The 10,692-nt window shown below is 65.3% G+C and carries 11 protein-coding genes; 10 read left to right on the top strand and 1 reads right to left on the bottom strand.

Annotated elements, in window-relative coordinates; genetic code table 11:
- Nucleotides 1-185: 185 nt before the first annotated feature.
- The 5 genes from AC5RTS_RS07695 (at nucleotide 186) to gatB (ending at nucleotide 4,750) form a co-directional block, all read left to right on the top strand.
- On the top strand, nucleotides 186-632 hold the full coding sequence (locus AC5RTS_RS07695; protein WP_493991469.1) for a TraR/DksA family transcriptional regulator: 447 nt from the start codon (nucleotides 186-188) through the stop codon (nucleotides 630-632).
- Nucleotides 633-749: 117 nt separating this feature from the next.
- A complete protein-coding gene (locus AC5RTS_RS07690; RefSeq protein ID WP_493991468.1) occupies nucleotides 750-1,244 on the top strand; it encodes a GNAT family N-acetyltransferase in 495 nt (164 codons plus the stop codon).
- A gap of 180 nt (nucleotides 1,245-1,424) precedes the next feature.
- Nucleotides 1,425-1,721 carry an Asp-tRNA(Asn)/Glu-tRNA(Gln) amidotransferase subunit GatC gene (gatC, locus tag AC5RTS_RS07685; protein ID WP_146363477.1) on the top strand — a complete coding sequence of 99 codons (297 nt, stop codon included), beginning with the start codon at nucleotides 1,425-1,427 and terminating at the stop codon, nucleotides 1,719-1,721.
- An 8-nt stretch (nucleotides 1,722-1,729) separates the two neighbouring features.
- The gene (gatA, locus tag AC5RTS_RS07680; RefSeq protein ID WP_493991467.1) at nucleotides 1,730-3,232 is read left to right on the top strand and encodes an Asp-tRNA(Asn)/Glu-tRNA(Gln) amidotransferase subunit GatA; all 1,503 of its coding nucleotides are present in this window, start codon (nucleotides 1,730-1,732) and stop codon (nucleotides 3,230-3,232) included.
- Nucleotides 3,233-4,750 carry an Asp-tRNA(Asn)/Glu-tRNA(Gln) amidotransferase subunit GatB gene (gene gatB, locus AC5RTS_RS07675; RefSeq protein WP_493991466.1) on the top strand — a complete coding sequence of 506 codons (1,518 nt, stop codon included), beginning with the start codon at nucleotides 3,233-3,235 and terminating at the stop codon, nucleotides 4,748-4,750.
- A gap of 50 nt (nucleotides 4,751-4,800) precedes the next feature.
- Here the strand turns inward: gatB and AC5RTS_RS07670 are convergent, their stop codons facing one another.
- Nucleotides 4,801-5,568, bottom strand: a complete 768-nt coding sequence (locus tag AC5RTS_RS07670; protein ID WP_493991465.1) for a FadR/GntR family transcriptional regulator — start codon at nucleotides 5,566-5,568, stop codon at nucleotides 4,801-4,803.
- Nucleotides 5,569-5,703: 135 nt separating this feature from the next.
- Between AC5RTS_RS07670 and AC5RTS_RS07665 the strand changes: the two genes are divergently transcribed.
- The 5 genes from AC5RTS_RS07665 to AC5RTS_RS07645 all read left to right on the top strand — a co-directional run bounded on the left by AC5RTS_RS07665 (nucleotide 5,704) and on the right by AC5RTS_RS07645 (nucleotide 10,664).
- Nucleotides 5,704-6,990 carry an ABC transporter substrate-binding protein gene (locus AC5RTS_RS07665; RefSeq protein ID WP_493991464.1) on the top strand — a complete coding sequence of 429 codons (1,287 nt, stop codon included), beginning with the start codon at nucleotides 5,704-5,706 and terminating at the stop codon, nucleotides 6,988-6,990.
- 69 nt (nucleotides 6,991-7,059) lie between these two features.
- Nucleotides 7,060-7,983 carry a carbohydrate ABC transporter permease gene (locus AC5RTS_RS07660; protein WP_493991463.1) on the top strand — a complete coding sequence of 308 codons (924 nt, stop codon included), beginning with the start codon at nucleotides 7,060-7,062 and terminating at the stop codon, nucleotides 7,981-7,983.
- On the top strand, nucleotides 7,980-8,855 hold the full coding sequence (locus AC5RTS_RS07655; protein WP_493991462.1) for a carbohydrate ABC transporter permease: 876 nt from the start codon (nucleotides 7,980-7,982) through the stop codon (nucleotides 8,853-8,855). The genes AC5RTS_RS07660 and AC5RTS_RS07655 overlap by 4 nt, the downstream gene beginning before the upstream one ends.
- Before the next feature lie 3 nt (nucleotides 8,856-8,858).
- Nucleotides 8,859-10,004, top strand: coding sequence for a galactonate dehydratase (gene dgoD / locus AC5RTS_RS07650; protein ID WP_493991461.1), 1,146 nt, complete (start codon nucleotides 8,859-8,861; stop codon nucleotides 10,002-10,004).
- Nucleotides 10,005-10,010: 6 nt separating this feature from the next.
- Nucleotides 10,011-10,664 carry a bifunctional 4-hydroxy-2-oxoglutarate aldolase/2-dehydro-3-deoxy-phosphogluconate aldolase gene (locus tag AC5RTS_RS07645; RefSeq protein ID WP_493991460.1) on the top strand — a complete coding sequence of 218 codons (654 nt, stop codon included), beginning with the start codon at nucleotides 10,011-10,013 and terminating at the stop codon, nucleotides 10,662-10,664.
- Nucleotides 10,665-10,692 lie beyond the last annotated feature (28 nt).

The raw sequence follows: 10,692 nt of genomic DNA, 5'->3' as shown, positions 1-10,692 counted from the left end.
TACAGCGCCACCAGGCGCGGCTCGTTATAGTGCGCGTCAACCATGTCTTCCCTTGTCCGCCCGGATTCAGGAGGAAGCCTACCCGGATTACGCCCTGAGGGAAGACCGCCCTTCCCGGGCCTGTTTTCCAGCCGCGCGGCGGATAATTGCATCCCGTGCAGCATTGACTCACAGGAGGTACAGGCATGCCCCGTAAAGCAACTACCGCGCCGCGGAAAACCGTACGAACGGCTCCCGAAACCGGCCCGGCCGCACCAGCGGCCCAGACGCCGCCGGAACTGGACGCCGCCTACTTCGCCGGCCTGATTGATGAGCGGATCGAGAAGACCCGTGAACAGATTGTGATGCTGACCGATCTGATCCGCGAAGTCACGCTGGCAGCCAAGGACATCCCCGCGGATGATGAACATGATCCCGAAGGCACCACCGTGTCCGTCGAACGGGCCAATGAGGTGGCCATGCTTGCCGCAGCGGAAAACTCGATGATCGAACTGGTGGAAGCGCGGGAACGGCTCGACGCCGGTGCCTACGGCATCTGCGAACAGTGCGGGCAGCCCATTCCCGCTGCCAGGCTTGAAATCCGGCCTGAAACCCGTTTCTGCGTCACCTGCGCGGCGGCCCGCCGCAGGTAGCGGAGAGGTCCATCCCGCGGGCGAATGTGTGCCCCCTCACCCCGGTCCTCATGCGGGCCGGGCGGAGGGATAGAATCTACGTGCACTTCAACCTGACCGTAAGGATTCGTAACACGCATGAGCATCACCATCCGGCTTGCCACCGAGGCTGATTTTGAAGATATCCGCCGGATTACCCGTGAGGCCTATCTGCACGGAAAGCACATTGAAGCCGAGAATCCCTACGTGAAGGAACTCGAAAACGTCGAGGACCGGGCCAAGCACACTGAGCTGTGGGTTGCGGAATTGGACGGGAAGGTGGCCGCCTCCGCCGCCATCACCTACGCCGGCCAGCCCTACACGGACATTGCCATTGAGGGTGAGCTGGAATTCCGCATGCTTGCCGTGGACCCGGCCGTGCAGCGCGGGGGAGTGGGCCGCGCGCTGGTGAACGCCATCATCGACTACGCACGCGACAAGGACGGCATCGAGGCGGTCAGCCTCACCAGCATGACCACCATGCTCAACGCCCACGCCCTCTACCTGTCACTGGGATTTGTCCGGGTGCCGGAGCGCGACTGGACGGTTCCCGGCGAAGACTACATTCTCTGGGTCTTCCGCAAGGCCGTCTAAGCCTGCCTTTCCATCGGCAATAGCCGTCCCGGTGCCCGACGGCGGCGGGACGGCTTTCGCACCTCCGGGTCCTGACAGTGTGTGGCGGCGGCCTCCATGGGCGGCCCGCGAACGCCGTAGACTGGAACGGATACCGGTTACCTACCGAAAACGTTCCTATATAAGACGCATGGGAGACTCATGTCTGAGATCAATCGTGAGGCTGTGGCGCACCTGGCGCGGCTGGCCCACATTGAGATGACCAACGACGAGCTGGACAAAATGGCCGGCGAGCTCGATGTCATCGTGGATTCGATCAAATCCGTAAGCGAAGTTGCCGGCGAGGACATCCCGGCCACCTCCCACCCCATCCCGCTGACCAACGTCTTCCGAGAGGACGTTGTGGGGCAGACGCTGACCAACGAGGAAGCCCTGTCCGGTGCGCCCGACAATGCCGCCGGCCGCTTCAAGGTCCCTGCCATCCTGGATGAGGAGTAAAAGCTTCCATGAGTGAACTGATTACATCAAGCGCCGCGCAGCTGGCTGCCAAGATGGCTGCCCGCGAGGTCACCGCCGTCGAAGTGACCCAGGCCCACTTGGACCGCATCAGCGAAGTTGACGGCGCCGTCAACGCCTTCCTGCACGTCAACACCGATGAAGCGTTGCAGGTAGCCGCCGACGTCGACAAGGCCCGCGCCGCAGGCGAGCAGCTGCACGAACTGGCCGGCGTGCCCATCGCCATCAAGGACCTTATCGTCACCAAGGGCCAGCCCACCACGGCCGGCTCCAAGATGCTCGAAGGCTGGATGAGCCCCTACGACGCCACGGTCATCTCCAAGATCCGTGCCGCCCGTATGCCGATGCTGGGCAAGACCAACCTGGACGAGTTCGCCATGGGCTCGTCCACGGAGCACTCCGCCTACGGCCCCACCCGCAACCCGTGGGACCTGGACCGCATCCCCGGCGGGTCCGGCGGCGGGTCCGCTGCCGCCGTCGCCGCCTTCGAGGCTCCGCTGGCACTGGGCACCGACACCGGCGGCTCCATCCGCCAGCCTGCCGCCGTCACCGGTTCCGTGGGCGTAAAGCCCACCTACGGCGGCGTCTCCCGCTACGGCGCCATCGCCATGGCCTCCTCGCTGGACCAGATCGGCCCGGTCTCCCGCACCGTGCTGGACGCGGCCCTGCTGCAGGAAGTCATCGGCGGCCACGATCCGCGCGACTCCACCTCCCTGACGGATCCGGTGGGCTCGCTGGCCGACGCCGCCCGCAACGGCAACGTGGCGGGCATGCGCATCGGCATCGTGAAGGAACTGCAGGGCGAAGGCTACGAAGCCGGTGTGCAGGCGCGCTTCAACGAGTCGGTTGAAATGCTCCGGGATGCCGGCGCGGAGATCGTCGAGGTCTCCTGCCCCAACTTCAAGTACGCCCTCGGCGCCTACTACCTGATCATGCCGTCCGAGGCTTCCTCGAACCTGGCCAAGTACGACGGCGTCCGGTACGGCATGCGCGAGCTGCCCGCCGAGCCGCCGCTGACCATCGAACGCGTCATGGGCGCCACCCGCGCCGCCGGCTTCGGTGACGAGGTCAAGCGCCGCATCATCCTGGGCACCTACGCCCTGTCAGCCGGCTACTACGACGCCTACTACGGCTCGGCCCAGAAGGTGCGCACCCTGATCCAGCGCGACTTCGACGCCGCGTTCGCACAGGCCGACGTGCTGATTTCCCCGACCTCGCCGAACACCGCGTTCAAGCTGGGGGAGAAGCTGGACGATCCGCTGGCCATGTACCTGAACGACATCGCCACCATCCCGGCCAACATGGCCGGCGTCCCGGGCATCTCGATTCCCGGCGGCCTGGCCGACGGACTGCCCGTCGGCATCCAGTTCCTGGCCCCGGCCCGTGAAGACATCCGCCTCTACCGCGCCGGCGCCGCCCTGGAGGGCATGCTGGAGCAGAAGTGGGGCGGCCCGCTGCTGGCCTCGGCACCCGTACTCGGAGGAGTGAAGTAAATGTCCGTCCACATCCAGGATGAAACCCTGTCCTTCGACGAGGCCATGGAGAAGTATGACCCGGTGCTGGGGTTCGAGGTCCACGTGGAGCTGAACACCAAAACCAAGATGTTCTCCGACGCACCGAACATCTTCGGCGACGAGCCCAACACCGCCGTCACCCCGGTGGACCTGGGCATGCCCGGCGTCCTGCCGGTGGTGAACAAAAAAGCCGTGGAGTACTCGATCCTCATCGGCCTGGCCCTGAACTGCAAGATCGCCGAATCCTGCACCTTCGCCCGGAAGCAGTACTTCTACCCGGACACGCCCAAGAACTTCCAGACCTCCCAGTACGAAGATCCGATTGCGTACGACGGCTACCTCGACATCGAACTGGAAGACGGCACCGTCTTCCGGGTCGAGATTGAGCGTGCCCACATGGAAGAGGACGCCGGCAAGCTCACCCACATGGGCGGCGCAACAGGCCGCATCCAGGGCGCCGACTTCTCCCTGGTGGACTACAACCGTGCCGGCGTGCCGCTGGTGGAGATTGTCACCAAGCCCATCGAAGGCGCCGGCTCCCGTGCTCCCGAACTCGCCAAGGCCTACGTGGCCGCCATCCGGGAAATTGTGAAGAACCTCGGTGTCTCCGACGCGAAGATGGAACGCGGCAACGTGCGCTGCGACGCGAACGTTTCGCTGCGCCCGCACGGCCAGGAAAAGTTCGGCACCCGTTCGGAGACGAAGAACGTGAACTCGCTGCGCGCGGTCGAACGCGCCGTCCGCTTCGAAATCCAGCGCCATGCGGCCGTTCTGGACTCCGGCAACACGATTGTCCAGGAAACCCGGCACTGGCACGAGGACACCCGTTCCACCACCTCGGGCCGGCCGAAGTCCGACGCCGATGACTACCGGTACTTCCCCGAACCTGACCTGGTTCCCGTGGTCACCTCGAAGGAATGGATCGAGGAGCTGCGCGCCCAGCTGCCCGAGCCCCCGGCTGAGCGCCGCAAGCGGCTCAAGGAAGACTGGGGCTACTCCGACGCTGAGTTCCGCGACGTGGTCAACGCCGGCGTCATGGAAGCCATCGAGGAAACCATTGCCGCCGGTGCCTCCGCCCAGGTGGCCCGCAAGTGGTGGATGGGTGAGGTTGCCCGCCGTGCCAAGGAAGCCGAAGTTGATCCGGTGGACGTGGGCGTTACACCTGAGCTGATCGTGGAGCTGGACCGCCTGGTGCAGGCCGGCAAGATCAACGACAAGCTGGCCCGCCAGGTCCTCGACGGCGTCCTCGCCGGCGAAGGTACCCCGGAGGAAGTGATTGAAAAGCGCGGCCTGGCCGTGGTCTCCGATGACGGCCCCCTGCTCGAGGCAATCGACGCAGCCCTTGCCGCACAGCCGGACGTTGCGGACAAGATCCGCGGCGGAAAGGTCCAGGCCGTCGGCGCCATCGTGGGCGGCGTCATGAAGGCCACCCGCGGCCAGGCCGACGCCGGCCGCGTGCGCGAGCTGATTCTGGAACGCCTGGGCGTTCAGGGCTAGGCAGCTGGTGCTGAAGACCGGCCCCGGGGCATCCGGGGCCGGTCTTCGCGTTAAGGCTCCGGTTCGGCGTGCCGCGCCCAGTAATCGGTGGTTTCCTCCATGCTCCGCTCGACGATCCTCTCCATTGCTGCCTGCGCCGACGCGGCATTGCCGGCCTGCACGGCCAGGGCAATGTCCATGTGCAGCTGCAGCGCTTCCTCGTGGGGCACGTCCGGGACCAGGCCGTACTGCGTACGGCCGGTCAGGACTTCCGCCACCAGCCGCTGCAGCTGGGCAAACATGTCATTGCCGGAGGCCGTCAGCAGCAACTGATGGAACTGCACATCCAGGCGAAGGAACTCTGCGGCATTTCCGGTTTTTCCGGCAGCCCACATGCCTCCGGACAGCCGCAGCAGTTCCGCGGCCTGTTCGGGCGCGGCGCGTCCGGCGGCCAGCCGGGCAGCCTGCGGTTCGACGGCGGTACGCAGCTCGGCGAGTGAGCGCAGCTGGTTCAGCCGCTCCGAGGTGGCCAACCGCCACCGGATAACCAGCGGGTCAAAGAGGTTCCAGGACTGCACCGGAAGTATCTGCACCCCGACCCTGCGGCGCGGGGCCACCATGCCCATGGCCGAGAGCACCCGCAGCACCTCGCGGATAACTGACCGGGAGACAGCAAGCCTCTCCTCAAACTGCTCGGTGCGCAGGATCTCTCCGGCTGTCAGGCGCCCCTCGCAAATGGCCAGCCCCAGATCCTCCAGGACACGGGCATGCAGGCCCGGGGCAGTCCCCGCTGCGGGAGTCGGAGAGCCGGGGGTGCGGCGGTTCGACGGCGTCGTCATCGTTGAATCATACGGCTTTAAAAAAACCATTGATTAAGTATGATTTAGCGTCTTAGACTCTGCTCACCGCGGAAGCAACGAGGCATCCGCGCGGGGGTTCCTCGCCAGAGGCGGCCCCGGACGGACGGAGACGGCGTGGGGCGCAAAGAACTTTCACGGACCGCAGCAGTGCTGACAGCTCTGGCTTTGGGACTGACCGCCTGCGGCAGCGGAGACGACGGGGGAACCGAGGGTTCGGACACAGTGCGGGTCACGGTGGCCAACCATGTGTGGACGGACACCATCAAGGAAGCCATTCCCGAGTTCGAAAAGGAAACCGGGCTGAAGGTGGAACTGACCCAGCTGGGCGAGGACCAGCTCTCGGACCAGTACAACGTAAAACTCAATGCGGGGTCGGACGAGATTGACGTCATGATGTACCGGCCCCTTCAGGAGGGGCGGCTGTTCGCGGACAACGGCTATCTGGCGGACCTGACTGACCGGGTTGAAGGCAACGAGGACTGGGAATGGAGCGACTTCCAGGAAGGCCCGGTGACCGCAACCACCTTCGAGGACAAGGTGGTAGGTGTCCCGATCATCACCGAGCGTGAGGTGCTGTACTACCGCAAGGACCTGCTTGAGGCGGCCGGTCTGGAAGTCCCGGGCACCATGGAGGAGCTGGAAGCGGCTGCGAAAACCATCTCCGAGGCTAACCCCGGCACGGCCGGCTTTGTGGCCCGCACCGGTAAGTCCGCAGCAGTCACCCAGTTCTCCAGCTTCCTCTTCAGCTTCGGCGGTGACTTCATCGAGGACGGCGAGTCGGCCGTTTCCAGCGACGAGGCCAAGGAAGCGTATGCCTTCTACGGCGGGCTCATCAATAACTACGGGCCTGAAAACGTCAGCACCGACATGAGCTGGTCCGAGGCCATGGCCATCTTTACGCAGGGCGGTGCGGCCTTCTACACGGAGGCCGATTCGCTTTACAAGAACGCAACTGACCCGGCGAAGTCCAAGGTGGCTGACACCGTCGGTTTCGCACCTCTGCCGGCCGGACCGGCGGGCTCGAAGCCGTACAACATTCCGTCCTGGAGCCTGGCCATCAACGAGGCGTCGCAGAACCAGGACAACGCCTGGAAGTTCATTGAATGGGCCACCAGCAAGGACATGACCATGCAGATCCAGCAGGGCGGTGTCCCCGGACCCCGTGCCTCCGTGTGGGCGGACGAAGGCGGAACCTCCACCTACCCGGAGGATCTGGCCGAGGCGATCAGCATCAGCGCAGAAAACGGCGTCGGCCACGACCGGCCGCTGGTGAAGTCGGTGGGTGAGGCACGTGAAATTGTCGGTGCTCCCATCGTGGCCGCCATCACCGGAGCGGATTCCGATGCAGAAGCGGATGCCGCCCACGAAGCCTTCGGGAAGTTCCTCGAGGGCGAGCAGTAAGCCCGGGGCTGCCGGTCCGCCCGGCAGCCCCGGTTCCTTCCTCCCGTACCTGCTTTCAAAGGCGAAAACATGTCCGTTGCCACCGCCCCGGCCAGGAAAACCGCGGGGCAGTCCTTCTCCGACTGGGCGAACGTCCACCGCAAATGGCTGTTCGCAGCACCGGCGATGATCTTCGTCGGGATCCTCATCATCTTTCCCGTCGCCTGGACCGTCTACCTGAGCCTGACCGATGCCTCGGGATCCGTCCGCGCCGATTCCGATTTCATCGGCCTGGAGAACTACCTGACCGTCCTCACGGATACCGACCGGTTCTGGCCGGCCGCCGGCCGCACTGCCTACTTCACGATCACGGCCCTCGCGGTGGAAATGGTGCTGGGCATGTGCATCGCCCTGCTGCTGTGGCGTCCGTTTCGGGGTGAAAAGTGGGTCCGGGTGGCCATTCTGCTGCCGCTGGTGGCTACCCCGGTAGCAGTGGGCATGATGTGGCGGCTGATTTTCGACCCCAACATCGGATTCGCCAACCAAATGCTGGGCTGGGTGGGCATCCCGCCGCAGCCCTGGCTGTCCGGCGTCGAGAGTGCCCTGCCGACCACCATTTTCATCGATATCTGGCAGTGGACACCGATGATCGTGCTGATCCTGCTTGCCGGGCTGACCTCGCTCTCCGAAGAGCCCGATGAGGCCGCCCGGATTGACGGGGCCAACGCCTGGCAGCGGTTTTGGTACGTGACCCTGCCGCTGATGATGCCGACCGTCATCGTCGCGGTGCTGCTGCGAAGCATCGATGCCTTGAAGACCTTCGACATCCTGTACGCCACCAAGGGCAAGGGCGGAGGTTCCTTCAACGAAGTGGAAACCCTGAACATCTACGCCTACGGGTTGAGCTTCGACTACAACAAGTACGGGCTGTCATCCACGGTGCTGATCCTGTTCTTCCTGATCATCGTCAGCATCATGTTCCTTTTGACCCGCCGCCGGAAGGGCACCCCATGAGTACCGTCACCGAGCTTCCAGAGTCCTTTGCCCCCGTGCTGGCCCGGCGCCGGAAGCCGCTGCGCAGCCGCGCCTACAAGGTCTTTCGCGTCAGCGCCCTGACGGTGGTCATCCTGGCCCTGCTGGCACCCCTCGCATGGATGGTGCTCGCCTCCTTTAAGACCAACGTGGACATCTATGACGCGGCCAAATCGCTGGTCTTCACCCCCACGTTCGAGAACTACTCCAACGTGCTGCAGCGCAACAACTATTTCGTCTTCATCTTCAACAGCTTCTGGGTGGCCTTCGCCTCCACCCTGCTTTCCCTGATCCTGGGGGTACCGGCGGCTTATGCCATGAGCAGGTTTAGTATGCAGCGCTCGGCACTGGTGGTCCTGATGGCCCGGATCATCCCGGGCGTGAGCCTGCTGGTGCCCTGGTACTACGTGTTTTCCAACCTGCGGATGGTGGGTGGCTTCAGCGTGCTGATCCTCAGCCACATGTTCGTGGCGCTGCCGCTGATCGTCTACATCATGATGAGTTACTTCGACTCGCTGCCGGTGGAGCTGGAAGAGTCGGCGCAGGTGGACGGCCTCTCACCCATCGGGGCGTTCCGGCTGATTACGCTGCCCCTGTCCCTGCCGGGCATCATGACGGCCGGGATCCTCGCGTTCATTTTCTCGTGGAACAACTTCATGTTTGCCCTGGTGCTTTCCGGAGCGTCCACCAAGACCCTGCCGGTGGCCATTTTCGACTTTGTCTCCTACGCCAGCATCGACTGGGGCGGGTTGATGGCAGCAGCCACAGTCGTCACGATTCCCATCATGGTCATTGCCCTGTTCACGCAGAAATATGTGGTCAGCGGCCTGACGGCCGGGGCCACGAAGGGATAGCTCATGCGGGTTGACCGGATAGAAACGTTTATGGTGCCGCCCCGCTGGCTGTTTGTCCGGGTGGAAACCGATTCAGGCATTGTCGGCTGGGGCGAGGCCACCTGCGAGGGCCGGTCCGAAACGGTCCGGACCGCCGTGGAACAGCTGGCCGAACTCCTGGTCGGCCGGGACCCCCTGCGGATCGAGGACAACTGGCAGGTGCTGACCAAGGGATCCTTCTACCGGGGCGGGCCGATCCTGGCCAGCGCGGTCTCCGGCCTGGACCAGGCGCTCTGGGACATTGCCGGCAAACACTTCGGCACACCGGTACATCAGTTGCTGGGGGGTCACGTCCGGGACAGGATCCGAATGTACGGCTGGGTGGGAGGTGATGACCCCGGCGAGGTTGCAGACCACATCAGTGCACAGGTGGAGGCCGGACTGACTGCCGTCAAAATGAATGCCAGCGGCAGGATGGGTGCCGTGGCCACCGTGGCGGAACTGGACGCCGTCGTCCGCCGGGTGGCAGCCGCACGTGAGGTCCTTGGCGACCACCGGGACGTGGCTGTGGACTTCCACGGCCGTTTTTCGGTGGCGAATGTCCGCCGGGTGGCACCACTGCTGGAACCCTACCGGCCGTTCTTCCTGGAGGAACCGGTGCTGCCCGAAAACCCGCACCTGCTGCAGTCCGTCACCGCCGCCACCAGTATTCCCGTGTCCACCGGTGAACGGCTCTACAGCCGGCAGGAATTCCTTCCGGTTCTCCAGGCCGGAATTGCCGTGGCGCAACCGGACCTCTCCCACGCGGGAGGCATCACGGAGGTGCGCCGGATCGCTTCCCTGGCCGAGATCTACGACGTCCAGCTGGCACCGCACTGTCCGCTGGGGCCGCTGGCACTGGCAGCCTGCCTGCAGGTGGGGTTCGCCACCCCGAACTTCCTGATCCAGGAACAGAGCATCGGCATCCACTACAACCAGGGGGCCGAGGTGCTCGATTACGTGGTGGACAAGGCTCCGTTTGCCTTCACCGACGGGCACATCGAACGAATGACGGGCCCGGGCCTGGGGATCGAAGTGGACGAACAGGCGGTGCGGTCCGCGGACAAGAGCGGGCACGCCTGGCGCGGACCCATCTGGCGGCACAGCGACGGCTCCTTCGCGGAATGGTAGGCAGAGATGACAACTGACGAATTCCTGCCCGCCCTGCTCCGGGGGCGGCTGGTGGCGATTATCCGGGGGACCGACGGCACCGCCGCCGTCGCCGCCGCCCGGGCACTGTTCGAGGAGGGCATCTCCTGCGTGGAGATCACCCTGACAACGCCGGGGGCGCTGCAGGCCATCGAGACCCTCCGCAGCGAAGCCGCCCCAGGGCACTGGATAGGCGCCGGGTCCGTGATTACCCCGGCGCAGGCCCGCGACGCGGCGGCGGCCGGGGCCCGCTTTACGGTGACGCCCGGAGTGACGGATTCGGTAGCAGCAGCCGCCCGGCTGGGCCTGCCGGTGCTCGCGGGAGCCTACACGGCCACGGAAGCCGTGGCAGCCATGGCGAAGGGGGCAGCCGCGGTGAAGCTTTTCCCGGCGTCTGCCGGCGGGCCGGGGTACCTGAAGGCCCTGCGGGACCCCTTGCCGGACATTCCCTTTATTGCGGTCGGGGGAGTGGGGTTGGGGGACGCGCCGGAATACTTCCGGGCCGGCGCCGTGGCACTGGGCCTGGGCGGACCGCTGGTAGGGGACGCCGCGACCCCGGCGGGGGATTTGGCCGCCATGCGGGTGCGGGCGCGGAAGTTTGTCGAGCTCGCCGGCCCGGACCGGGCGGACGCGCCGGCCTAGCGCGCACCGGCGCCATCTCCGGCTGCGT

Source organism: Arthrobacter sp. MDT1-49-2, from assembly GCF_059090185.1.
The sequence above is the reverse complement of the archived record's forward strand: the minus strand, read 5'-3'. Positions and strand labels throughout refer to the sequence as shown.